The 24,078-nt window shown below is 62.1% G+C and carries 17 protein-coding genes and 1 pseudogene; 12 read left to right on the top strand and 6 right to left on the bottom strand.

Annotated features, from left to right (window positions below):
• Positions 1-6: 6 nt before the first annotated feature.
• The 4 genes from FHT19_RS13115 to speD are packed head-to-tail and all read left to right on the top strand — an operon-like array spanning position 7 to position 3,720.
• Positions 7-216, top strand: a complete 210-nt coding sequence (locus FHT19_RS13115; protein WP_022676066.1) for a DUF350 domain-containing protein — start codon at positions 7-9, stop codon at positions 214-216.
• Entirely contained in the window at positions 209-1,759 is a 1,551-nt protein-coding gene (locus tag FHT19_RS13110) for a polyamine aminopropyltransferase (RefSeq protein WP_169475529.1), read from the top strand. Before FHT19_RS13115 ends, FHT19_RS13110 begins: the two co-directional genes overlap by 8 nt.
• On the top strand, positions 1,752-3,362 hold the full coding sequence (locus FHT19_RS13105; protein WP_169475528.1) for an NAD(P)/FAD-dependent oxidoreductase: 1,611 nt from the start codon (positions 1,752-1,754) through the stop codon (positions 3,360-3,362). Before FHT19_RS13110 ends, FHT19_RS13105 begins: the two co-directional genes overlap by 8 nt.
• 1 nt (position 3,363) lies before the next feature.
• Positions 3,364-3,720, top strand: a complete 357-nt coding sequence (gene speD, locus FHT19_RS13100) for an adenosylmethionine decarboxylase (protein ID WP_169475527.1) — start codon at positions 3,364-3,366, stop codon at positions 3,718-3,720.
• 147 nt (positions 3,721-3,867) lie between these two features.
• On the opposite strand, the gene FHT19_RS13095 is transcribed toward speD, so the two are convergent.
• A complete protein-coding gene (locus tag FHT19_RS13095) occupies positions 3,868-4,203 on the bottom strand; it encodes a low molecular weight protein tyrosine phosphatase family protein (RefSeq protein ID WP_169475526.1) in 336 nt (111 codons plus the stop codon).
• A 315-nt stretch (positions 4,204-4,518) separates the two neighbouring features.
• Between FHT19_RS13095 and FHT19_RS13090 the strand changes: the two genes are divergently transcribed.
• The 4 genes from FHT19_RS13090 to FHT19_RS13075 all read left to right on the top strand — a co-directional run bounded on the left by FHT19_RS13090 (position 4,519) and on the right by FHT19_RS13075 (position 7,510).
• Complete coding sequence (locus tag FHT19_RS13090; protein ID WP_169475525.1) at positions 4,519-5,619, top strand: RNA ligase RtcB family protein; 1,101 nt, start codon at positions 4,519-4,521, stop codon at positions 5,617-5,619.
• Positions 5,616-6,239, top strand: coding sequence for a peptide chain release factor H (gene prfH / locus FHT19_RS13085; RefSeq protein ID WP_169475524.1), 624 nt, complete (start codon positions 5,616-5,618; stop codon positions 6,237-6,239). The genes FHT19_RS13090 and prfH overlap by 4 nt, the downstream gene beginning before the upstream one ends.
• Before the next feature lie 78 nt (positions 6,240-6,317).
• Entirely contained in the window at positions 6,318-6,836 is a 519-nt protein-coding gene (locus FHT19_RS13080) for an HD domain-containing protein (protein ID WP_169475523.1), read from the top strand.
• Positions 6,833-7,510, top strand: a complete 678-nt coding sequence (locus FHT19_RS13075) for a phytanoyl-CoA dioxygenase family protein (RefSeq protein WP_169475522.1) — start codon at positions 6,833-6,835, stop codon at positions 7,508-7,510. Before FHT19_RS13080 ends, FHT19_RS13075 begins: the two co-directional genes overlap by 4 nt.
• Before the next feature lie 5 nt (positions 7,511-7,515).
• Here the strand turns inward: FHT19_RS13075 and rtcR are convergent, their stop codons facing one another.
• Entirely contained in the window at positions 7,516-9,108 is a 1,593-nt protein-coding gene (rtcR, locus tag FHT19_RS13070; protein WP_169475521.1) for an RNA repair transcriptional activator RtcR, read from the bottom strand.
• 331 nt (positions 9,109-9,439) lie between these two features.
• On the opposite strand from rtcR, the gene FHT19_RS13065 reads away from it, so the two are divergent.
• The 3 genes from FHT19_RS13065 to rtcA are packed head-to-tail and all read left to right on the top strand — an operon-like array spanning position 9,440 to position 12,287.
• Positions 9,440-10,666 (top strand): RtcB family protein, encoded by a 1,227-nt coding sequence (locus tag FHT19_RS13065; RefSeq protein WP_169475520.1) that lies wholly within the window; start codon positions 9,440-9,442, stop codon positions 10,664-10,666.
• Positions 10,666-11,268, top strand: coding sequence for a hypothetical protein (locus FHT19_RS13060; RefSeq protein WP_169475519.1), 603 nt, complete (start codon positions 10,666-10,668; stop codon positions 11,266-11,268). Before FHT19_RS13065 ends, FHT19_RS13060 begins: the two co-directional genes overlap by 1 nt.
• 2 nt (positions 11,269-11,270) lie before the next feature.
• Positions 11,271-12,287: an RNA 3'-terminal phosphate cyclase gene (gene rtcA / locus FHT19_RS13055; protein ID WP_169475518.1), complete on the top strand. Its 1,017-nt coding sequence runs from the start codon at positions 11,271-11,273 to the stop codon at positions 12,285-12,287.
• A 204-nt stretch (positions 12,288-12,491) separates the two neighbouring features.
• Here the strand turns inward: rtcA and FHT19_RS13050 are convergent, their stop codons facing one another.
• A complete protein-coding gene (locus tag FHT19_RS13050) occupies positions 12,492-14,567 on the bottom strand; it encodes a TonB-dependent receptor (RefSeq protein WP_169475517.1) in 2,076 nt (691 codons plus the stop codon).
• 1,040 nt (positions 14,568-15,607) lie between these two features.
• Entirely contained in the window at positions 15,608-19,987 is a 4,380-nt protein-coding gene (locus FHT19_RS13045; RefSeq protein WP_169475516.1) for a hypothetical protein, read from the bottom strand.
• Between the two features lie 201 nt (positions 19,988-20,188).
• Between FHT19_RS13045 and FHT19_RS13040 the strand changes: the two genes are divergently transcribed.
• The gene (locus tag FHT19_RS13040; RefSeq protein ID WP_169475515.1) at positions 20,189-21,910 is read left to right on the top strand and encodes a RelA/SpoT domain-containing protein; all 1,722 of its coding nucleotides are present in this window, start codon (positions 20,189-20,191) and stop codon (positions 21,908-21,910) included.
• Between the two features lie 121 nt (positions 21,911-22,031).
• Here FHT19_RS13040 and FHT19_RS13035 read toward each other — a convergent pair whose 3' ends face one another.
• Together FHT19_RS13035 and FHT19_RS13030 are read right to left on the bottom strand one after the other, a co-directional pair.
• Entirely contained in the window at positions 22,032-22,598 is a 567-nt protein-coding gene (locus FHT19_RS13035) for a hypothetical protein (RefSeq protein ID WP_169475514.1), read from the bottom strand.
• A 154-nt stretch (positions 22,599-22,752) separates the two neighbouring features.
• A pseudogene (locus FHT19_RS13030) lies at positions 22,753-24,078 on the bottom strand (Ti-type conjugative transfer relaxase TraA); the annotation flags it as partial.

Here is a 24,078-nt window from a genome sequence, read left to right as displayed (position 1 = left end):
GTGCCTATGCTGACCCTCGACGTTTTCCTCGCAACCGTGCTTTATGCAGCGCTCGGCATCGTCATATTCATCGTGAGCTTCGTGCTGGTCGACAAGTTGACGCCCGGCGAGCTGTGGCGCGAGATCATCGAGCGCAAGAACATGGCCGTGGCGCTGCTTGCCGGGGCTGTGGCCATCGGGATTTCCAACATTATCGCTGCTGCCGTGCATGGTTGATCCTGTTACGGGGGATGACGGCGGAGCCCAACCGGACGCTCCTGGATCCCTCGCGATCATCCTGCTGGTATCGGTCCTGGTCGTCGCTACCTGTGGCCTGATCTACGAGTTGCTCGCCGGGACACTCGCCAGCTACCTGCTTGGCGACAGCGTCACGCAGTTCTCGACCGTGATCGGCAGCTATCTGTTCGCCATGGGCATCGGCAGTTACCTGTCGCGCCATGTGCGGCACAACGAGATCGGAGTGTTCGTCCGCGTCGAGATACTGATCGCCGCGCTGGGAGGATGGTCGGGCGCCGGGCTGTTCCTGCTCTTCCCCATCGTCGAGGATTTCCGGGTCGCGCTCTATGCGCTGGTGCTGGCGATCGGCATCCTTGTCGGCTTGGAAATCCCGTTGCTGATTCGCATCTTGCGCCATCGCTTCGCTTTTCGCGATCTCGTGTCGAACGTCCTGACCTATGACTACATCGGGGCGCTCATTGCCTCGTTGCTGTTCCCGCTGGTCCTGGTGCCCTGGCTCGGCATGATCCGCACCGGCTTTGTGTTCGGTCTGGCCAATGTCGGCGTGGCGGTCGCCTCGCTTATCGCCCTGCGCGCACGACAGAGTATTGGTCGCGATCTCGTTGCGGCCCTCATCGTGCTCGCATCGCTTGTCGCCGGCCTGTTTGCAGCCGACCATATCCAGCGCTGGTCGGAAGTCGCGTTCTATGGCGAGCCTGTCATCTATGCCCGCTCGACGCCGTACCAGCGCATCGCCATCACGCGGCGGGGCGAGGACCTGCGCCTCTACCTCAACGGCAACCTGCAGTTCTCGACGCGCGACGAATACCGATATCACGAGGCGCTGGTCTGGCCCGTGCTCGGCCGCGTTGCCCATCCGCGGCAGGTGCTGATCCTGGGCGGCGGCGACGGTCTCGCCGCACGTGAAGTCCTGCGCGATCCGCGCGTATCGAAGGTGACGCTGGTCGATCTCGACCCGGAAATGACGCACCTGTTCCGGGATGTACCCCAGCTTGCACAACTCAACCGGCATTCGCTGTCCTCTCCGAAGATGCAGGTGATCAATGGCGATGCGTTCCGTTGGGTCAGAAAGGCGGCCGGGCCCTATGACGCAATCCTGATTGACTTTCCCGATCCCACCGAGTTCTCGCTCGGCAAGCTCTATACCGAGAGTTTCTATCGCGAGGTCGCACGCCTGCTGGCCCCCGCCGGCGTGCTCACGGTGCAGAGCACGTCGCCTCTCGTGGCGCCACGCTCTTACTGGACCGTGGCAAGCACGCTTGAAGCCGCTGGGCTATCGGCACGCGGCTACCACGCCTATGTTCCCAGCTTCGGCGAATGGGGCTTCACCATGGCTGCACACAGCCGGCCGGGGGATGCTGTGGCCCTTCCTGCTGGGCTTCGGTTCCTGACGCAGGCCAGCGAACGGGCCATGTTCGATTTCCCGCCGGATATGGCGCGCCGCCCTACGCCTGTGAACCGCCTCGACAACCAGGCGCTGGTGCGCAGCTTTGCCGAGGAATGGGGGCATTACGATGGCTGATGCCACCCGGCGCGATGTCCTTCGGGCTGGCGCCGCCGGAGCAGGCGCCCTTTCTCTGGGCAGTTGCGCCACGCCGCCCATGGCTGGCACATTGGACGGATCGGATTGGCGGCGCGGCCACCTCGTCCGCGACGGCAAGTTTCCACCTGCAAACGGGGCGGAACAGCAGGCGGCGATCCTGATCGCCGGCGGGGGCGTGGCTGGGCTCTCCGCTGCCTGGCGGCTCAAGGCCGCCGGTTTCGACGATTTCGTGCTGCTGGAGCTTGAGGACAAGGTCGGCGGCAATGCGCGATCTGGCCGCAACCCGGTGAGCGCCTATCCACTTGGCGCCCACTATCTACCGGTGCCGAATCAGGAAGCTGTGGCCCTGCGGCGCATGCTGAAAGAGTTCGGCATGATCGTGGGCGAGGAAGGCGGCGCGCCGCTCTACGATCCTTATCAACTCTGCGCCGATCTTGAAGAGCGCCTGCTGTGGCGGGGAAGCTGGCAAGAAGGGTTGTATCCGTCCAGCGGACTGACGAGAGAAGATGCCGCCCAACGCGATCGTTTTGCGCAGGAAATGGCGCAGCTTCGCAATGCCGTGGGCACGGATGGGCGCCCTGCGTTCGCCATCCCCCGCGCCTATTCGAGCGTCGATCCCGCCTACACCGGGCTTGATCGACTCTCGTTTGCGCAGTGGCTCGATCAGCGCGGCTACAGCTCTCCCGTGCTACGGGCCTACCTGCGTTACTGCTGCCGGGATGATTATGGGACCGAACCGGAAGAGGTATCGGCATGGGCGGGCGTGCACTATTTCGCGGCGCGCCGCGGGTGGGCTGCGGGCAACGACGGCGATCGTGAGCTCACTTGGCCCGAAGGGAACGGGCGTCTCGTCTCGCTGCTGCGTGACGGCGTCTCCGATCATGTCCGCGCGGCCCACAGTGTATGTGCGATCGCGCAGCACGGCGACCACGCCGTGGTCGATGCCTTTGACCACAATGCCGGGTCCACCACCCGGTGGAATGCGGCTTGCGCGATCGTCGCCATGCCGCATTTTGTTGCCGCGCGTGTGGCCCCAGGACACGCCAGCGAAGGGCGTTTTCGCTATGCGCCCTGGGTCGTGGCCAATGTGACCGTCAATCGGCATCCGAAGGGGCGAGGCGTCAGCCTTGCGTGGGACAATGTCTCGACCGGCAGCGACAGCCTCGGTTATGTCGTCGCGACGCACCAGTCGGCAAGTGGCGGTAATGGCCCCACCGTGCTGACTTGGTATTTGCCCTTGTCCAGGACCGCTCCAAGCGAAGCGCGGAAGCTGATGATGACGCGCACGCTGCAAGCGTGGCAACGGCTGATCGCGGATGATCTCCTGACGATGAATCCCGATCTGATGGGCGCAATCGACAGGATCGACGTCTGGCGCTGGGGCCATGCCATGATCAGCCCTACACCGGGCTTTTTGTCCGACCCGGCCCGCAGGGCTGCGATCGACGCAAAACCGCCCGTTCTCTTCGCCCACTCGGATCTGTCCGGTCTTTCGTTGTTCGAGGAGGCGCACTACCGCGGCGTCGTCGCAGCGGAGGCTGCGCTGGCCCACCTTGCTCACCCTTTCGAAAGTCTTGCCTGACATGGCGCATTTGCCCGGCACCAGTGTCCATCTGCTCGCAGACTTGTGCCAAGGGAAGCGACTGAGCGACTTCGAACTGGTCGAGGCTACGCTGCGCCAAGCGGCTTTGGCGGCAGGCGCCAAGGTATTGAGTGTCCATGTCCACGCCTTTGGAGAGGGCATGGGCGTAACCGGAGTCGCCCTGCTGGCGGAATCCCACATTTCAATCCACACTTGGCCAGAAACCGGTGAAGCGGCAGTTGACCTGTTTGTTTGCGGAAACGACGTGGATGCAGCAGCCGGACTCGATGTAATTGTAGAGAATTTTTCTGCAGAAATCTTGCGCCGACATAGAATTGAACGGCTATCCAGGACATAAGGCCGTCCCAAATTGGTGGATGGAAGGCGCCGACCCAGGCGGGTGACGGGTTAGACAAATCGTAAATGGCATGCACAAGCGGTCAACGGCCGCCGCAAAAGCCGGCCTTGCCAAGTCCAATCACGTGCGTCCGAAGCCGCCATCGATTCACGACCATGCCGGCGGCAGATGCCGCGCCATACGGGCCTTGAGCAGCTCCACCAATTCCGGCTGCATGAAGGCATAATCGTCCGGAATATCCAGGCAGATTACTCGCTGCCCGCGCAAGGCCGCGCGGAACCGCCGTTGCAGCTTGGCGCGATGCTGTTTTTCCATCACCACGATGATGTCGGCCCATGAGACCAGTTCAGCGGTCAGCGGGTTTTCCGCGCCCTGGTTGGTGCCGGCCGACGACACTTCCAACCCTGGATACTCGGCGAACACCTGTTCGGCCGTCGGGCTGCGCAGGCGGTTCTGGCTGCAAATGAACAGAATGGTTTTCAAACAACGCCTCGGACCAAAATCGCCGACACTTTTTGGACGGCTTGCCCACAAGGTCAATCTGAACTATTGCCCCACCCAGCCAAGACCGGCCTGTTTTTGAACAAGGAAAGGAGAAGACCATGCGTGCAGCATCCGCCCGCAACACAAACCACTTCTTACTTCCCTGTGTTCAGGAACAGATTGCATGGGCAATTCTATCCCGGGCGACACGTTTCGCCTGATTGCTTTTCGCGGCTATCACGCCGCTGATTTTTCAGACATCTCCATCCTTGGCGCTCTGCCTGCCGGCCAGAATCATGGCCAGGGTGGTGCGCAATGAGCCCGATAGCCCTGATCGCCCGCGATCCATCGCGTTTCGATCCCTTGGCGCTTGATCAACTGGCAGCTTGCGCGCGCTATGACGGCATGGCGCGCATCGTCGGTCTGCCCGATCTGCACGCCGGCAATGGCATTGCCGTGGGCGCCGCCTTTTGGTCGCCAAGCCACGTCTGGCCGCATCTGGTGGGCAGCGACATCGGCTGTGGCATGGCCCTGTGGGAAACGGACTGCCCCTTGCGCAAGTTTCGCCTTGGTTCCGTCGAGCGCAAGTTGCACGGGCTGGACGCGCCTTGGGCCGGCGATCATGCGGCCGCTCTGGCCGAGGCCGGGCTCCCGCCGCATCTGGCCAGTCCGGCGCTGGGCACGATTGGTGGTGGCAATCACTTCGTCGAATTCCAGCGCGTCGAAGCGGTGGTGGACGAGGCCCGCTTTGCTGCATTGGGCCTGCGGCAGGACCGCGTGTGGATGATGGTCCACAGTGGATCGCGCGGGCTGGGCCAAGCCATCCTGCAGGCGCATCGCCAGGCTGATGCGCACCAGGGCATCCCCGCCGGTCGTCCCGAAGCGGAAGCCTATCTGGCCGACCACGACGCCGCGTTGGGATGGGCTATCCTCAACCGCCAGGTCATTGCCCGGCGCTTTTGCGAGAGCCTTGGGTTTGGTGGGCGCCGCGTGCTGGACATCTGCCACAACAGCGTCACGCCGCATCAAGGCGGCTGGCTGCACCGCAAGGGGGCGGCGCCCGCCGATCGCGGGTTGGTGACCATTCCAGGCTCGCGCGGCGATTTCAGCTATCTGGTCGAACCCGTCGCGGAAGGCGCCGATCATGCGCTCCATTCGCTGGCCCATGGCGCGGGCCGCAAGTGGAGCCGCAAGGATGCGCACGCGCGCCTGTCGCGCCGCTTCAAAGTAGCGGATCTGCAGCGCACTGCGCTGGGCAGCCAGGTGATCTGCGAAGACCGCCGCCTGATCTTCGAGGAGGCGCCCGAAGCGTACAAGGACATTGGCATGGTCATCGCCGATCTGGAGCTGGCAGGGCTGATCCGCGTCATCGCCCAGCTGCGCCCTCTCCTCAGCTACAAGACGAGGGCAGCATGAGCGAGGTGATCCTGCATGTCACAGCGGGCAAGGGGCCGCAGGAGTGCCGCTGGGTGGTGGCCGGCCTGGCACGTGCCTTTGCGCGGGAGGCCAAGGCCGTGGGGCTGGAATGCGAAGTGCTCGATGGGGCGGAGGAACGGCCAGCCTCCATCTTGCTGCGCCTCGCGGGGGAGGCAGCGTCGGCCTTTGCCGCCAAGCGCATCGGCACCAACCAGTGGATCGGCAACAGCCCCTTTCGCCCAACGCACAAGCGGCGCAACTGGTTCGTCGGTGTGTCATTGGCGCCCAAGCCCGACGAGATGATCGATCTGAGAGAGGAGGATATCGATTATCAGGCCATGCGCGCCAGCGGGCCGGGTGGGCAGCATGTCAACAAGACCGACAGCGCGGTGCGGGCAACGCACCGGCCGACAGGCCTTGTCGCCACCGCGCAAGAGCAGCGGTCCCAGCACGCCAACCGCAAGCTGGCGCGGCTGAAACTGGCGATCATGCTGGAAGAGTGGCGCGGGCAAGCCCAAGACGATGCGCGCAGATCGCAATGGCAGGTCCATCAGGAGCTTGAACGTGGCAACGCGGTCAGGATCTATGCCGGAGAGCGGTTTCAGCTAAGATCGGCTTGAACGCCGTCGGTGGGTGGTTTTGCGCCCGCCCACCGATCTCCTGGAGATACCGTGTTGTTTGCCCAAAACCTTGCCGCGATGCAGATTGTCCTGGATGCCTGCGCCTTTGCCACGCGCATGCACGGCAACCAGCAGCGCAAATATACCGGCGAGCCCTATGTGCTGCATTGTCTGGAGGTGGCGCGAACGGCGGCGGACGTCGGTGGAACGCCCACGATGATTGCGGCGGCACTGCTTCATGATGTGGTCGAGGATACCGAGGCCAGCATTGAGGATGTTCGTGCCCAGTTTGGCGAGGACATTGCGCAAGGCGTCGCTTGGCTCACCGATGTCAGCCGCCCCGAGGATGGCAACCGCACGGTCCGCAAGGCAATGGACCGCGCGCATCTGGCGCAGGCCCCTGCCGAGATGAAGACCGTCAAGCTGGCCGATGTGATTTCCAACACCCGCTCGATTGTCGATCACGGCGATGGCTTCGCCCGGGTCTATCTGCACGAGATTGCCGCCCTGCTGGAGGTGCTGACCGAAGGGCACCCCGAACTGCTGCGACGGGCGAAGGCAGAAGTGGAGCAAGGCGCGGCCAAGTGGCTGGCATGACCGCGCTTGATGCGCTGCGCCTCGCGGAACATGGGGCGCAGCTCTTCCGCGGGGCAGCCTTGGCGGACCTGCAGGAGTTGCAGACAGCAACGGCAGGACTGCCTCCCGATCAGGCGGGTGTCCGCATTCATGGAGTGGGCCTGCTGCGCCCCTGTCTGGCGCCGTCCGGCTCGATCGGTGCCATCGCCAGCAACGTCCTTGGCGCCGCAGCCAAGCCTGTCCGCGCCATCCTGTTCGACAAGAGCGCGGCGACCAACTGGTCGTTGGGCTGGCACCAGGATCGTACCATCTGCGTGCGTGATAGGATCGCGGTGCCCGGTTTTGGGCCATGGTCAGTCAAGGCGGGCCTGCTCCACGTTGCCCCTCCTGCAGAATTGCTGTCGCGCATGGTAACGCTGCGGGTTCATTTCGATGATGTGCCTACCATCAATGCTCCCCTGCTGATCGCTCCCGGGTCGCACTGCCGCGGCCGCGTGCCGGAATCTTCGGTAGCTCAGGTGGTGGCGGAATGTGGCGTTGTTGCCTGCCTTGCCGAGGCGGGAGACATCTGGGCCTATTCCACGCCCATCCTTCATGCCTCCGATGCTGCCAGCCGGCCCGGGCATCGACGCGTTCTTCAAGTGGATTTCAGCGCCGACGACTTGCCGGGTGGCTTGGAATGGTTGGGCGTTTAGCGGGCTTACCCGCCACCCCTGAAATCATCCCACCCCAGCCCGAACCGCGCCAGATATTTGCGCAGCCGGTCGGCGTCATTGGTACTGGCACGTTTTACGCGCGATGCGGCGAAGAGTGTGCGGCCTGCTTCGGACAGGGAACGGGCAGAAGCGCAGGTTTGCACAACAAAGGCCAGTTGCACGCGGTCAAACGGGTCAAGATCAGCCAGCGCATCGGCGGACAGCCAGCGTTCCAGCCTATCGCCATCGACCGGGCCATCGGCCCAGAGGCGCTTGAGCCGTTCGATCTCCTTGGCCACGGCCGGAACATCGATCCGTCCCTTGGGCGAGAAGGTTGCCATGCGCGTGACACTGGCGGCCAGATCGCGGAAATTGCCTGACCAGCGCGCGGCGGGAGACAGCGCGAAGGCGAGGTAATCGGCCCGTGCTTCCTTGTTGAACGTCACCCTTTCGCCTTCGCGCTCGGCATGGCGATCGAGTTCGTAATCGAGGTTCGGGGCGATATCCTCGCGCCGCTCGGCCAGGCCGGGGAGCGCGAAGGTCCAGAGGTTGAGGCGAGCGTAGAGATCCTCGCGGAAAGTGCCTGCGGCCACGCAAGACGCCAGATCGCGGTTGGTCCCGGCGATCAGCTGGAATTCGCTCTGCGCTTCCTTGTCGGCACCGACGGGCAGGAAGCGCTTGTCCTCAATGGCGCGCAGGATCATCGCCTGCTCGTCGAGGCCCAGTTCACCAATTTCGTCGAGGAACAGCATCCCGCCATCGGCGCTGCGCAAAAGCCCGGCGCGATCCGCCGCCGCGCCGGTGAAAGCGCCCTTCTTGTGGCCGAAGAGTGCCGACATCGCGCTGTCCCCGCGCAAAGTGGCGCAGTTCACCTCGACAAAGCTGCCGGTCATCTGGCGCTTGAGTTTCTTCAGTTCGAAGATGCGGCGGGCAAGCTGGCTCTTGCCAGCGCCGGTTGGCCCCATCAGCAGTATGGGCGCGCGTGTGCGGCTGGCCACCTGCTCGATCTCGTCGATCATCGTGTTGAAGGCGGGGTTAAGCGTTTCGATCCCCGATTTCAGGAACGAGGAACTCTCCGCGCTCTCGCTGGCAAAGCGCGTGGCAATGCTGTCATAGCGCGAGAGATCAAGGTCGATCACGCTCCACGTGCCTGCCGCATCGGGGGCGCCGCGCCGGGGCTGGGTCTGCAGCAGGCGCCCGGGCAGATAATGCGCCTCTGTCAGCAGGAACAGGCAGATCTGCGCGACATGGGTGCCGGTGGTGATATGCACCAGCACATCCTCGGCATCAGGGTCCAGCGCCAGCCCCCGCGCAAAGTCGAGCAGCTTGCCGTAGACTTCTTCAAAATCCCAGGCGTCCTTGAAGTCGAGGACATGCCGTTCCACTCGCGTTTCGGGCGAGACCGAGGCAATGTCCTGCGCGACATAGTCAGCGAGGCGGCTGTGCAGATTGCCATGGATCATGACGAAGCGATCCACCCGCAAATCCTCATGCATGCACAGCCCCACCGACGGCCGCCACTTCATCCAGCGCGAAGGGCCGAATTTGGCGGCGTCGAGCGTGGAGCCGAGAAAGCTGATGACGGTGGTTGGCTTCATGCGCGGAATTTATATCAGCTTATATTTCCAGATACAAATTTCCGAATTTTTGCGGTGGGCTTTGCTGCCTTGAATCGGCAAACAGATTTTAAATTCTTTAATTATCAATGCTTTCCAAAATTTCCAAAGCATCATTCCCAAAACTGGCACGCCATCTGCAAATGGTATTGCGTCGGGTCAGTCGAACAGCCCGACAGGTAAGCGGCAAGCGGGGCGGCCGGAATGGGCCGGCCGCCCCCAGACCGCCCCTCACAACGAATTTTGCCATGGGCGGCCAGCGACTTGCCAATGCCGCGTCGCCGGCACCATGATCACCATGCGGGAGGCCGAGATGGCTGAGACCACTTATGAATTTCACGATGTCGCTGGCGGCGTGCCGATCAAGATGTGGACGCGCGGCGTGGCTGTCGAAGACCAGGCCCGCGACCAACTGGTGCGCGCGGCCAGGATGCCGTTCATCTTCAAGCATGTCGCCGCCATGCCCGACGTGCATGTCGGCATTGGCGCCACGGTCGGCTCGGTCATCCCCACGCGCGGCGCGGTAATCCCGGCGGCGGTGGGGGTGGACATCGGCTGTGGCATGATGGCCGCGCGCACCTCGCTGATGGCGCATGACTTGCCCGACAATCTGGAAGGCATCCGCAGTGCCATCGAACAGGCCGTGCCGCATGGGCGCAGCGTGGGGCGTGGCAAGCGCGATCGTGGTTCGTGGGGCAACCCGCCGGCCGCGATTGTCGAGGCATGGGCCAGCCTGGCGGTGCGCTTCGCGCGGATCTGCGACAAGCATCCCCGCCTGAAGAACACCAACAACCTCACGCACCTGGGCACGCTGGGCACGGGCAATCATTTCATCGAACTATGCCTCGACCAGGACGCGCGGGTGTGGGTGATGCTGCATTCCGGCTCGCGCGGGGTGGGCAACGCGATCGGCTCGTTCTTCATCGAGCTCGCCAAGCAGGACATGCGCAAATGGCACATCAACCTGCCCGACGCGGACCTCGCCTACTTCCCCGAAGGGACCGACCATTTCGACGATTATGTCGAGGCGGTGGGCTGGGCGCAGGATTTTGCCGCGCTCAACCGGCGGATGATGATGGCCAGTGTGATCGCCGCGTTGCGGGGCCAGATTGCCAAGCCGTTCGAGGCGGAACTGGAAGCGGTGAACTGCCACCACAACTACGTGACGCGCGAAAACCATTTCGGCGAGAACGTGCTGGTCACCCGCAAGGGTGCGGTGCGTGCGGCCAAGGGCGTACTGGGGATCATCCCCGGCTCGATGGGGGCCAAAAGCTTCATCGTGCGCGGCCGTGGCAATGCAGAGAGCTTTGACAGCTGCTCGCATGGCGCAGGCCGCGTGATGAGCCGCACCGCGGCCAAGCGCCTGGTCAGTCTGGCCGACCATATCGCCGATACGGCAGGCGTGGAGTGCCGCAAGGACGTGGGCGTGATCGATGAAACGCCCCGTGCGTACAAGCCGATCGAGGCCGTCATGGCGGCGCAAGCCGATCTGGTCGAGATCGTCCACACGTTGAAACAAGTGGTCTGCGTGAAGGGGTGATGATGGATTTTCGCGACATTGATTGGCAGTCCGACTGTCCGGATCCGATCGCGGTTGCAAGCGATTGGGACCGGACAGTCATCACTCCAATTCGGCAAACGGACGAGAAAATAAGGTCGGTCGTTCGTGCGTTGGTAAGTACGCACGTTAATGGCGGTGCGAAAATCGCTCAGTTTGAAATCGATGCCGCGCCCGCAGTACGATGGGCGCTTTCGCGCAATCGCTGGAATGAATTCGATTTGTTGGGGCGATTTTTCAGGCACACTTTGGTCAAAGAGATTTTACCCCCAGTGGAACGGATTAAACCAACAATCTGCGCTTTCCAAATGGAGGGCACATTAACCGCATTTGGTCGATTGGCCGACTGGATTCGCGAAGGCGGTGCCTATCGCAAATTTAATGGGTCGGACGAAGCCGCTTTGAAGTTGGCGACCGGCCTCATGGAATCAGTATGCGAGAAGCGATTCTCCGAAACGAACACTTGGGTAAATTGGATGCCATGGACGGATTGGTTCTTGGACGTGGCTTGGGATGGAACATTCCTGTGGTTTGACACTCGCAGGGGCATCGCGACTGTCCTCATGGTTACGGACACAGATTAGAAATGATGATTATCGACGGATCGGAAGGCGAGGGCGGTGGCCAGATGGTGCGCAATTCATGCGCGCTGTCGCTGGTCACCGGCCAGCCTTTCCGCATCACCAACATCCGCGCCAAGCGCTCCAAGCCCGGCCTGATGCGCCAGCATGTGACTGCGGTGGAGGCTGCGGCGGCCATTTCCGGCAGCACGTGCAGCGGGCTCACGGTGGGCTCGTGCGATCTCACCTTTCACCCCGGCACGGCGCGGGCGGGGGACTATCACTTTGCGATCGGCACAGCAGGAAGCACCGGGCTGGTGCTGCAAACGGTGTTGATGCCGCTGCTTTTGGCCGATGGCCCCTCGCGCCTGGTGCTGGAAGGCGGCACGCACAACATGCTGGCCCCGCCCTTCGACTTTATCGAGCGCTGTTTTCTGCCCATCATCAACCGTATGGGACCACGTGTGTCAGCACGCCTGGTGCGGCATGGCTTCTACCCGCGCGGCGGCGGGCGAATCGAGGTGGAGATCGCGCCCGCGCCGCTGGCACCTGTGGACTGCACCGGGCGCGGGGCCTTGCTGGGCGTGGGTGCGCAGGCGGCCTATTGCGGCCTTCCCGGCGAAATTCCGCAGCGCATGCTCGACCGTGCCCGCAAGGATTTGCCGAATTGGGAGGCCGCTGACTTTGCCATGCGCCAATTGCCCGAAGATCAGGGCCCTGGCGTGATCCTGATGCTGGAGGCGCGCTATGAAGGGGCGACGGAAATCGTCAGTGGCTTCGGCCAGATGGGCGTGACGGCGGAGCGCTTGGGCAAGACCGCGGCGGCGCGGATGCGCGGCTATCTGGAAAGCGACGCCTTCGCCGGGCCCTATCTGGCCGATCAGTTGGTGCTGCCCTTTGTATTGGCAGGTGGCGGTGCTTTCACCACGGTCAAGCCCAGCCAGCATCTGATCACTGCAATCGACATTGCGCAGCGCTTCACCGGCAGAGCCGTCAGGCTGGAGCAGCAAAGCGAGGGCGGCCATCGCGTTTGGGTCAGGTAACTGCCGTCGCCATGCCTTAGAGGTACTGGCGCGGTCGAGAAGCTCGAATATGGTTGTATGGCATTTATTTTAAAAGATTATTTTTGAAGATCGAAAATTCAGTTCCCGTTCCAGTCCCCATGGTGAGTACCCTGCGTTTTGCTGTGCAGCCAACGACGCCCATCGCCCAGAGCACGACCTATCAGAGACAGCCCGCACACTGCATCATCCTAACGTCTTAACCAGCTTCACCTGCAATTGCGGCCGGCGCTGGCGCCAGGATTGCTGTTGCACCAGCGGTGCAAGGAGGTCCTGGCGGGTGCGACCGGGGGCAAGAAGAGTGGTGGAGAGGGACAGGGTTTTGGCGAAGCTGTGCGTCCAGGCCAGGCTCACTTCGGCCCAAGGCGCGTTGCGGATCTGGTACTGATGTTGCGGGTTGTTGTACGACCATTGTAGCTGCACCACATCTCCCGGCACCGGGCAGGCGCGGGAGTCGCGCGTCTGGTTGGTCCATTCCAGCGTGCCGCTGGTGGTGGCGCGCAGGCTGTGGGCGATCGGGGCGCTTTCGGGCGTCATGCCGGCTTGGGTTTCCACCGGGTTGCGCTGGTCGAACAGGTTGGCGCTGAGCGTGATTTTTACCTGGCGTAGCAGCGGAGCGCTCAGGTCGAACTGGGCGCCGGCGGTTCGGCGGCGGCCGGCGTTGACATAGCCATAGACACTCGCCCCCGCCGCGTTGACGGCGTAGGTGGTGCTCCATACGTTGCCGGTCGTGCGCCAGAACGCGGTGAGATTGGTTTCGATCTTGCCGGGCCGATATTGCAGGCTGCCTTCATAGGCCTGCGTAGTTTGGTCGCGCAGGGCGGGGTTGCCCCGGAACACGGTCAGCGCGTCGTCCACCACGGCATAGGAGCGCAGGTAGTCAAGCGGGGCACGCTCTATGCGTTGGCTGTAGCTGACCGTGAACGTCAGCCGCCGGCTGGCGAGGTATTGCAAGTGCAGCGAGGGAAACAGTGTCGTGCGCGCAAGACGCGCGCTGGTCAGCTCGTCGCTCACGCTGGCGCCGGCCACCTGTCGCACGTTGCGCTCGGCGCGTAGCCCAGGCTCAAGAGTAACCGCGCCCAGCATCTGCTGGAACGTGGCATAGGCCGCCCAGGTCTCGCTGCTGCCGTCAAAATGGTCGGTCGCGCCGTTGCTGCGTGTGCCATCAGCGGCCGTGGTCACCAGGCTGTAATCCTGCCTGGTCGTATCGCGGTGCCAGGTCGCACCCAGCGCCAGCAACTGCCCGCGCGCCATGGGGTGCTTCCAGCCTGCCTGCGTGTCGATCGTGGTGCTGGGATGACGCAGGCGTGTCGTGAAGGCGCCGCCATTGGTGAAGCGTGCATTTGTCACATCGTCGAGCATGGGGTTCGTATAGACTTGCGCGGAGGCAGTCAGCGCTTCCCGCTCCCGCGTGCCGCGATGATCCAGAGCGAGTTCGCCGGTCAAAAAGCTGGCCCGGCTGTCAAGCCGGCGATCTTCCGAGAACGAGGCGAAATCGGTGGTAATGCCGCGATAATCGGTGCGCGTCATGTTGATGTCGTGCCCGCCGCCACCGCCCAGGGCCAGGGTCACGCTGTTCCTGGCATCGGCCGCATAGGTCGCCTTGCCGCTCAGTCGGCCGACGGTGCCGCGATAGGCGGAGCGACTATCTTGGCTGTTGCTCGTGGCTGCGCCGCCGGTGGCCGGTTCAATGCTACGCAGCGCGGAACTGTTCCAGCGCCCCATTGTGCCGATATTGCTGCCGGCCTTTACTTCATAGGACCAGGCCTCGCGCTTGTAGTGCAGCGTCGTGTCGACCAAGCCATAGCCGTAAGTTGAGCTTTCCAGGCTGGCGTTGCCCGACCAGCCCATTCGCCTGTTCTTGCGCAACACCAGGTTGATCACCCCGCCGGTGCCTTCGGCAGAAAACTGGGCGGACGGGTTGGTCAGCACCTCGATCCGCTCGATGTCGCTACCATGAAGGGTGCGCAGGTATTGCCGGGCGTCGCCCACATAGGGACGCCCGTCGACATAGATTGCCGCGTTGCCCGAGCCGAGTAGCAGCACTTCGCCTTCGGGCGTGACCGTCACAGCAGGCAGGCCGCGCAGCAGTTGCGTCGCGCTTTTCTGCTCCGATTGTGGACTCTGCTGCACCTGATAGGTGCGTCGGTCGATGGCCTGCGTGCCGGTGGACCTGGTGGCGATTACTTCGATCACGTCCGCATCCGCCGTGGTAGTAACCAGCACGGCTTGCGCCGTCAGCGGCAGTTCGGTGGCGTTCATGGCGTCTGTTCTATAAGGCTAGCGCGCTGGCGGAAAAACAGAAAAAGCGCGGCTGACCAGATATTTAATGCCAATTACTCACCAGATCCTATTGAGCATGAGGCTGCATTGTCAAAGGTCATTCGCGCATGGAAGTGGCAAGGGCCGGTTTCTGGGTTTGGTGCGGAGCACTGGAACGCCCGGCAAGGCGCGTAGCCGGCCGGCAGTTCTCATACTCACAAGTGACCGGTTCCAGCGCAAGCCGATATGCCTACGGCCGTACCTGAACGTCTCGCATTGGTTGGGAGCTGACGCCGGGCATGCCATATCGTCAATAACATAGGTCCGGCCCAGCATGGCATGAGGCGAGGATTCGCCAGCCGGACGCCCTGAAAAATGCCGCAGATTTCAGCGGCTTGTAAAGCTGTCGGGGATGCCCTGAGACCGGGAATTGGAGGGTGAAGGGAATCGAATTGGCGATCTATCAAATTGATAAAACTACAGCTTTATCGATGATTCGCAAATCGGTCCATCATGGGTGCCCCTGTCAAGTGAAAAGTGAATGGGTTCGGTTCGCAGGAGCAGAATCCAATGTCCGATTCGGCCGAGTCGTGGGTCACTTGCACCTCGGATTTTAGGCACCGGAGTTGTGACCCAGATCGCCGACATAACGGCCATTTGCCAGCTCTCGATGGATCCCCGATAGCTGCCGCTCGATCATAGAGCAAAAGACCACCTAGCAACTGCGGTCGGTACCGAGAGCCTTATTCTACTAGGCTTTCCTCGCCATGCATCGCTGGCATCCGCTACCCAGCTATAGATTACCCGCTGCGTACGTGCCCCCACTCAGCAAACCCCATCTCAAAGCGGGTGCCATCCTAGTGTGCTGAAGCAAGAGCCGCATCTCCGTTGTGCATCTACGGGCTTCGGGAAGGGCGCCTCGCGCGATCAGAGACCGGACGTCTGTGCTCCGGTTCCGCACGGGTCCCAATGGGCTATTCTCGGCCTCTCGTCAGAATCGCTAGTAATAGGGCGGAAGGCAAATGCCCTGATTATACAAGTCATTCGAACGATGTCTCATCCAAGCTCGCGGCTGGCGCGCGCATCCGCTTTCTGATCCGAACCCTCTTATATCGAGTGTTCTCGACCTTGTTGAACCTGCGGACGAAGGCGTCCTCGGCGATGATAGTCTGCTGGCCATCGGCATGGATCAATTCCGAAATGCTCCACCGGTCTTTCACGCGGTAGAGGAGCTCGGGGTCGACGATTTCTATCGCATATAGGAGCCTTGGAATCGAAGCCGGTTCGGCGCGATAAGCCTCTACGGCCGATACCCGACAGCGATGAAGTATCAGTAGCTCTTCAGCCAAGTCGCCGATGTCTGGGTCTCGCTCTTCTGCAAAGATTTTCTGCAACTCGGCTTCCGCTTCGGGCATCCACGAGATGACTTTGACCAACAGCTCGCGATCGGGCTTTGCGGCTGTAGCATACCTTGCGTGAATGAGAGGCAGCGCTTCGTGATGCCGACCCCTTAGCTCGATGCACATGGCCCGGAACGCGATCTTGGCATCTCGCCCGCCATCCTTCGAAGGGAGGGACTTTAGCATCGCCTGAAGCGCCCTTGCTCCAAGTCCGGCAGAGCAGGGAGCCAGGTAGCGTTGCCGCTCCGGATTTTCTTGCCAGGCTTGTTCGAATGCCTGCTCGGCTTGGGCAACGTCGATGCGCGCCAATGCGTTGATCATGTCGGGCAGTTCGTTCGTCATGATGTTGGGCGGAGCGAAGGCCCGTTCCAATACCATATCTTGGACGCCTCGATGGCCTCGCTGCAGATAGGGATCGATGAGCTGCTCACCGAAGAGCGACCGGCGCCGCATGAACGGTTCTGCGGCTGCAAGCAGTTCATCGGAGACGTCGTCTTGGTGAAGGCGGACTGCGAGCACGTCTAGGTCGGTCGAAGTCCAACTCGTCTGGCTAGAAAGTGTCATCAGAAATGCGTCTAACTTCGCTCGGGCTGGCGATCCGCGTTCCTGCAGCAAGACGTTGCAGGCCGCCAGATGCCCTTCTGCATCCTTGTCCTTGCGGAAGCGCGGAAGCGCCCGCTCCAGCAGCAAGGGATCGTTTGCGCCGTAATAGATGGCGAGATTAATCGCTCTCGCTTCCGTTGCGCTACCCGGCTGAGTCAATCGGACACAATCCACGAGCACGCCAGCATCTTCGGCAAAGCCGAGGTCGTCGAACAATTCGAGGCCGAGCGAACGCTCGAGATCGGAACCCCCAGTGAGCAGGTTCAGCATGCGCGGATACCAGACGTCAGGCTTCAGTCCCACGAGCAACCGCCAGACCGCTGGGCGGACGGGCTCGGTATAGGGCGTCGACCAATCGACTGCCATAGCCTCGAGCCGGCGCACCACCCCCGGCGTGGCCGTGAAAATCGCAGCGTTCACGCCCGGCCCGCGATCGCCGAATGGCCCGTCCAGCAAAGCGATCACATAGGCGTCGAGGTCGGAACCGCCGATCCGCAGCAGGAGCGTCCAAATATTGCCGGCAAGCGCATTTTGAGCGCCTCGGGCATGACCCTCGAGACGAATTCGCAGGTTGTGGGCGAGACGGCTGCCGCGCATCGCATGGAATGCCCTGTCATTGGCGGGATTGAGGCTGCCGCTTCCCAGGACTCCGAGCAAAATGCGGGCTTGGCGCTCGTCGCCGCCGCCCGCCTGTGCAAGCTCAGCGTCAAGACGTTGCAACAAGATGGCGAGGGTTTCGAGTCCCACCTCGCATTTCGCGCCGGCCCAGAACGTTGCTAACATGCATCCGGTGGGGTCGACATGCATCAGCCAGTTGTCAATTAGGTGGCGCACTTGCAAAGGGTGCTGATCCAGCATCCGACTGAGCCAAATGCCGGTTTGTGGCGGATACCGCACCGCAGGTTTGGCGACGATCATTTCTGTCGCCTTGATTGGATCCATGCGTGCGAGGGCCGCGAATGCATCGGGAGCACAGTGTGTCGCCCGTTCGATTTGATGAACGAGGAACGGCAGCCTCGACCGGTCATTGGTGCGCTGAATGAAACCGACGAGCCGGGAGTGGTTATCCTCGTCCATATGTTCGAAAAGATGATGCGAAATCCGAGCCCACTGATCCTGCCTTGGGGCTGGGGCTATTTCGCGTAGCAGGATCGTAGCGATGCCCAGTGCTTTCGCATCGGTCGTGGAGAGGATCTTGGCCTCGAGCCAGTTTGGATCGGTGCGGGACAGGCACAGCGCGGCTTCACGATACCGTTCGAACCGCGCAAAATTGCGCTGCTCGGTTCCGACTTTCCGGTAAGCCTCGACCAAGCCCTCCCACAAGCGCTCGCGCTCCGTGGTCAGCGGCCACTCCGATCCCAGGAGCAGCAGCAACTTCCAAGCCCTATCGTCACCTTGAGCCAATTGCCGCGAGACTCTGTCACGCTCGGCTGGCGGTAAATTCAGAGCGAGAATTGCCGCTACAATGTTGCCGGCTAAGCCAATATCGCGATCCCTGTCGGTGATAAGCGCGGCCCGAGCGAGAAGTCCTTCTAGGATCGCAGACCCGATGGTCGGGCACAGGTCTCGGTAGAAGTTTTGCGAGGACCTATGTTGCCGATCGTCCTCGAGCAGAGACAGAAGCTCGGCGACTTTTGTCGAGGGCGCGGTCCCGGAAGATGCAAGCCAGACAACGTCCATCATGAGGAAGCCCAGGCCGTGGAGGCGGCTGCGATCTTGCGGGGAGTCGTTGCCGAGGCACTCGATGCACGATGCAACCTCTTCCGCGCCGACGGAGGCTTGGGACAGCCGCTCGGCTAGCCATTCGGCGATCGCCCACGTGAGGAGACGGTCATGGGCGAAGCGCCATTTGCCCGACACCTCCGCGAGCCAGCCCGAGGCCACGAGTTGTCCGAGTTGATCATCGGTGAAGCCCAGCGCGACGACCTCGGAATCCGTTGCCTCGGTGGCCGACTTCTCGACCATCTTCTGCGCCAATGCTTTCAGACGGGCACCTGTCGTCTGGCCTGCGCGCTCGCGTGCGCGATGCCAGAACTTGCCAAGCACGATGTACTCATTTGCTGGGTTCCACCCGCCACTCTCGATCGCCAGGGTCGCGTAGATTCCGCAAAGGACCGGGTGTCGCAACATACGCCGAATATCTGCCGGAACCGCGCCCGCCTGCACGCCTCGCCGATTGAGCGCGTCGAAGAGTTGGGCCTCTCCGAATTCGCCGACTTCGTGCGGCAGGACGCCGATCTCGCGGAACGCACTGGCGTCTGCATCGGGCGGCAGCTCCGCCATCAGCATGAGGCCATCACCTAGGCCATTCTGGTAGAAAACCTTCTTCAGCTCTTCGGCATTTCCGCATCCCTCCCACAAGACGAGGATGTCCGCGTCATCGTTGCCAGTCTGCCGTCGCCACAACTTTCCGAGGGCGGAGGAATCGATCGGGCTGTCGTGGTTCAGCGTATCGATGGCGATCACGCGCTTCATCTCGCGTTCCAGTTCGGCGCGGTCCGCCGCGCGAATGAGCAGTGCGGGACGACGCGCTTCGATTGCATCCTGCGCCAGACGGCAAAGCGCCCAGCTCTTGCCGTTTCCCGATGGGCCAGCAACAAGTGTCAGCGGTGCGGATACGGTCACCGAAAGCGGCGGGCGGACATCGTAGGCCACGTCGTAGCGACGCGCATCAAGCGCGGTCTTCAGCGCGGTATCGAGGCGTAGCTGCGCGTCGGTAACGATGGCCAACCCCAAGGCTTCAGCCATCATGGGTCCGGTCAGAACGGTGCCACTTTCAATGGCCCGGGTCATCAGATCGCCAGCCAATTGGTCGAGCTTCGCGCCGATCTGATCTGCATAGGGTAGGTGAGGGAGAAGGTGCTGCGCCAACCGCGCACGCAATGCGGTGACGCTGACCGGGTTTGCCAAATGCAGACGGCTACAAAACTTGCGAAATTCCACGGCGAACCCGGCGGCTCCACCCCTCCGCTTGAGGTAGACAGTCCGGCAGGACTTTCTCGCCCGCTGGTAGTCCGATTGAACCGGGGCCGTGGTCGTTCGGGTCCCGTCCAGAAGCGAAAACAAGTCCGCAGCTGGTTTTGAAAGCCGCTGATTGCTTTGAAATTCGTACCGATCGCAGGCGGTTTCGCAATGCGCGCCGAAAAGATCGGGCAGCACGGAAGTGGCCAGTGTGCCGGCATCGATAACCTGGGAGCGCATTTTGAGCTGAATGCAGTGGCGCGCGCCTGCTTGGATGATCGCATCGCCACCACCATCTGGCTCCAGGATCACAAGAACGCCATCTGTGGCAGCGTTCGCGCCGCTCCCTTCCAGATGCACTTCCAGCAATCGCGTCGCTGTCGCCTGCAATTGATAAAGGAAGCCCAACAATGCCGCGCTGCCGCCATGCGTGAGAGATTTCTTGGGCTTTTTCAAGAGACGACATCCTCGCATCCGGCAATGGTCCCTAGCATAAGGGTCCTTGGTCATTGACGTAAAGAGTTGGTCGGTTCAATTTGAGACTGCAATCGCGATTTCCCGAGTTCGATTTGGACGTGAAATTACCACTTACCATTTCTATCAAATACATTCCTAACATAGGCTCGCGAGGGTCAGTTGCTGCGGCGGGACTTTAAAATGACATTCGAAGAGTATCAGCAGATTGGCCGGCCTCTCTACGTCGCCTTTGTGGTCGCTGTGCAGAATATTCTTGACCAAGCTCTCGATCAATATGGTCTCGTTGCGCATGCGATCACCGGAAGGGCAAAAGAATTAGCATCCTTGCGCAAAAAGCTCGCTGATCGTGGAATTTCATTCGATCAATCGATGGATGATATCAAAGATCTCGCGGGCTGTCGGATCGTGTTTCTGACCAACTCGCAAGTCGATGGCTTCAACTCTACCGGGGCATTGCACGAGAATTTCGAGGTGATCAGCGTCAACGTCCACCACCCTGTTCCTGGGACGGATACTGAGACGCGGCTTTTCGACAGTACCAACTACTTGGTGGGCTTGAAGCCGGATCGCTTAGCCCTCGCCGAATATCGTAAGTTCGACGGGCTGCAGGTCGAGATTCAGATCCAGACCCTACTGAATCATGCTTGGGCCGAAATGGACCATGACACGATCTACAAGGAACCCAAACTCACGCACCTCGGTGTTGCTCGCATGGCGGCCATCGGCGATCGGATGAACCGTGTCATGCAGGACCATCTTGTTCCCGCAGGCCATGACTTCGATAAGATTGCCCGGGATTTCCACCGACTGCTCAAGGCCGACGGCGCAGCCGAGGAGACTCTGGACTCGATCGCGCGGGCCAACACCATCAATGTCCTCGAGGATGCGCTGGCGGCCTTCGAAGACCTAGTTCTTCCGCATTTCGACGACCCGTCGCAGGAGTTTTCCAAGCAGCTCGATACGCTGGTCGACGTGGTGGAACGCTCTCGCGATTATGCCGTAATGCCGATCGTCACGGCGATCGGAGATTTTCCGGGCAAGACGAGTTTGGACGTCGCCCGGCGCGTCTCGCAGCTCATCGTCTCGTATCGCTATGTGGAGCCGGAGCGCATCTTCCGCGTGCTCGTTCGGCTATACCTCGGAGTTCGCGTGGATGCGGAGCGGGCGCTCTGGATTGAAGCCGGCGAGAAGTTGGCAAAGCACACCCTCGCGGTCTGGAAGCAGCACGGACCGGCAGCGCAACGCGTCGTGGTCGACGAGATCGAGCGTTTGGACGCGGACGCCGTCCGCGGTGCGAGATCTCTCCTGACCAGCATGCTCGCGCACGTACTGTTGGCCGAACTCGGTGGAACGATATGGACATTGGAAAGCGCCGTGATCCATCAGGGTGTTGTCGGCATTTCGGAAGAGATGCGGCAACTGCGCGGCCGCGCCATCGATTGGCTGGAGCGATGGCTGGATGAGGCTGTCGACGATGCCGAGCGCCTGGCGATCCTTTGCGCTTTGGGAAACGCGGATTCCATGCCGATGCAGGGCGGCGGCGACAAAGCTCTGTTTCTGATGCTGCTCGAAGACGGTGCCCGCGTAGCCAAGATCATCCTGGCTCGCGCGCCGCAATGGGGCCTGGAGCTGCGTCGCGGCCGCGAGGTTGATGCATTGCATACCCACTATCGCTTCCACGTCCTGCGGCCGGACCTGGCGCAAAAGCCCGAGCTCGTCGCCGCTCAGAAGGATCTGATCGCTGCAATCCTTGTTGCCCGGGTAAGCTTCATGCACGACGAGGCTTCCTGGTTGAAACGCTTCTTCGATCAAGAGCCAGACGAAAGTCGGCTTGCAGAGATAAGTGAGTTACTGGCGCTGGCGCGGGAAAAATCGGCGCGACATGGAAAAGGCGTTCGTTGAGCGAGAAGTAAATCTACTCAGACTTATGCGTCCAACAGAACAGGTTGAGTTCGATTACCTGAACGAATGTCAGACTCTTGTGATTTCGATATTGATTCCGGTCAGCCACCAACGTCCGCGATCACGGCCGCTCTGGCTTGCGCGCCGTAGCGATCATCCGCTCTCCGGCTGCCCTCTGATCCATGTTCATGGTTCGCGCAGCCATCCACTCGGGCACATGCCAACTGGCCGGCAGGGATCGAGCGATGGCTCCGGGGAGTACGGCGCATGCGAGGATACCGGCAAGCATTCCCGCCACCGCGCCCCATATCTGACGTTCGATCTGCTGATCGGCAGCTTGCCCACGCTTCACGATGCCGTCGATTTGCCCGGCCGACCTGTCGAGCGCAGCGCGGGCAGTGTCGAGCATGCGCCTATCCTCGGCGCGCACTGTCTGGGCGGCGAGGTTGATCTGCTTTGCCATTTCGGCCGGGGTAAGCGAGACCGCCGGTGTCTGTTCGATGGCGGCAAGCCGGGCGCGGAGATTGCTCAGACTGCGGTCGATGCCATCGAGCGCGGCGGTGTGGTCGGGGATCCGCTCGCGTGCCGCCGTCAGATTGGCGACGGCATTGTGCAGGAGGCTGAGCTCGTGCCGCACGGCCTCAAAAGCCTGGGCGGTGGTCACTTCGGTGTCGGTGGTTTCGGTCATAGGCGCAGGCTAAACCGTGCTAGATTCAGAATACCAGAGGCTGAAACCTCGCTGGAAGGGGTGAGATTGGTGAGCCTGTCGGCGCGGATACTGCTGAGGCGGCTTGAGATTGCGCCAAGCGGTGAAGGCGTTACGACTCGGGCCTTGGCCCGTCCTACAGCCCGAGCCCCCGCCCCCGGCCAAGATCGAGGCCGTGCTCGAACGCGAGCTGGGCGCCAAGCTTACGCTCGCTGTCCATCATGGTGATGCCAAGCTGGGCCTTGCGGCTGGTCAGCAGGGATTCAAGCTGCGGATCGCGCTCCAGGCTCCTGGCCATGTTTGCCATGGCGGTGCGCGCGCTCTTGTGGGCGTCGATGTCGCCGGCCGCATAGTGGCGATCGGCCTGGTTGGACAGCTCGTTCCAACGGCTGACGAAGCGGTCGGCGCGAAGCTCGGGATTGGTGCGCAGCTCGGTTTCGAGCTGCAGCGCCCGGATGGCGCGATTGGCATTGCCGCGTGCCGCTTCGCTCGCCAGGCTGGGGTCCCGGGCATAGGCCGCCTCGGCATCGCGCGGCCCATGCGGGCGCAGCTCCTCGAACGCCTTGCGCGCGGACTTGAGCTCGGCAAGCTGTTCGGGGCCTTCCTGGCGGCCGTGGGCCCGCGTGTCGTAGATCCCGTCGATCGCTTTGGCATGGCGTGTCAGCGCCTCCATGCGCTCGCGCCGCAGTTGCACCTCGCGGGTTTCAGCGTTGGTCGGGATTGAAGCGGCTTCACGTGACGGGGCGACGGGCTGGAGCAGGTCTTTGGAGACCTTGAAGCGGTGGCCATCAAAGTTCACCCGTTCGGGCAGAGCAGAGAAGTTGGGCACCTTGAGCTTGAGCCCATCGAAGATGCCGCGCCTGGGCTGCACTTCCGGCGCAGGCTCGGGCACGCGGGCATAGTCCGATGCCATGTCCTTGCCGCGCTCGCGGCTGAGCGCGCGGACAAGCCGGTCCCGATCGGCGAAGTCATCCTTGCCGTAATGCAGATCGACCTGGTCCCTATGCCGCGAGAGCGCGACATAGGCGGCATGGCGGTCGAGCCCTGGCGTTGCCAGCACATGGACGCTGTCCACGGTCATGCCCTGCGCCTTGTGGATGGTGGCGGCATAGCCGTGATCGATATGGGCATAGTCCTTGAGATCGAAGGCAATCGATCGCCCATCGTCCGTGCGCACGCGCATGGCGATCTGGTTCACCTGTTCCACCGTGCCGAGCGTGCCGTTCTTCACCTCCAGGCTGCGCTCGTTCTTGAGGAACATCACGCGGTCGCCGGACGCGAAGGACCGTTGCCCACGTTCGACCTCCAGGCCGACATCCTCGCCGAGCATCTGTGCTGCGCGCATGCGCGTGCGTGCCGCTTCGTTCAGTTCGCGCACTTCGACATTGGTGTGGGTGAGGATGATCCGGCTGGCATCGGGATCGGCCATCCGATTCCGATTCCAGCGATCGATCAGGTCTTC

It is taken from the genome of Novosphingobium sp. SG919 (assembly GCF_012932495.1).
GTDB classification, from domain to species: domain Bacteria; phylum Pseudomonadota; class Alphaproteobacteria; order Sphingomonadales; family Sphingomonadaceae; genus Novosphingobium; species Novosphingobium rhizosphaerae.
Note: the sequence above shows the minus strand (reverse complement) of the source record. Positions and strands in the feature narration are given on the sequence as shown.

Excerpts from the sequence above, each read along its gene's own strand:
- FHT19_RS13115 (WP_022676066.1), top strand. The coding sequence starts at position 7 with ATGCTGACCCTCGACGTTTTCCTCGCAACCGTGCTTTATGCAGCGCTC.
- FHT19_RS13110 (WP_169475529.1), top strand. The coding sequence starts at position 209 with ATGGTTGATCCTGTTACGGGGGATGACGGCGGAGCCCAACCGGACGCT.
- FHT19_RS13105 (WP_169475528.1), top strand. The coding sequence starts at position 1,752 with ATGGCTGATGCCACCCGGCGCGATGTCCTTCGGGCTGGCGCCGCCGGA.
- speD (WP_169475527.1), top strand. The coding sequence starts at position 3,364 with ATGGCGCATTTGCCCGGCACCAGTGTCCATCTGCTCGCAGACTTGTGC.
- FHT19_RS13090 (WP_169475525.1), top strand. The coding sequence starts at position 4,519 with ATGAGCCCGATAGCCCTGATCGCCCGCGATCCATCGCGTTTCGATCCC.
- prfH (WP_169475524.1), top strand. The coding sequence starts at position 5,616 with ATGAGCGAGGTGATCCTGCATGTCACAGCGGGCAAGGGGCCGCAGGAG.
- FHT19_RS13080 (WP_169475523.1), top strand. The coding sequence starts at position 6,318 with ATGCAGATTGTCCTGGATGCCTGCGCCTTTGCCACGCGCATGCACGGC.
- FHT19_RS13075 (WP_169475522.1), top strand. The coding sequence starts at position 6,833 with ATGACCGCGCTTGATGCGCTGCGCCTCGCGGAACATGGGGCGCAGCTC.
- rtcR (WP_169475521.1), bottom strand. The coding sequence starts at position 9,108 with ATGAAGCCAACCACCGTCATCAGCTTTCTCGGCTCCACGCTCGACGCC.
- FHT19_RS13065 (WP_169475520.1), top strand. The coding sequence starts at position 9,440 with ATGGCTGAGACCACTTATGAATTTCACGATGTCGCTGGCGGCGTGCCG.
- FHT19_RS13060 (WP_169475519.1), top strand. The coding sequence starts at position 10,666 with ATGATGGATTTTCGCGACATTGATTGGCAGTCCGACTGTCCGGATCCG.
- rtcA (WP_169475518.1), top strand. The coding sequence starts at position 11,271 with ATGATGATTATCGACGGATCGGAAGGCGAGGGCGGTGGCCAGATGGTG.
- FHT19_RS13050 (WP_169475517.1), bottom strand. The coding sequence starts at position 14,567 with ATGAACGCCACCGAACTGCCGCTGACGGCGCAAGCCGTGCTGGTTACT.
- FHT19_RS13040 (WP_169475515.1), top strand. The coding sequence starts at position 20,189 with ATGACATTCGAAGAGTATCAGCAGATTGGCCGGCCTCTCTACGTCGCC.
- FHT19_RS13035 (WP_169475514.1), bottom strand. The coding sequence starts at position 22,598 with ATGACCGAAACCACCGACACCGAAGTGACCACCGCCCAGGCTTTTGAG.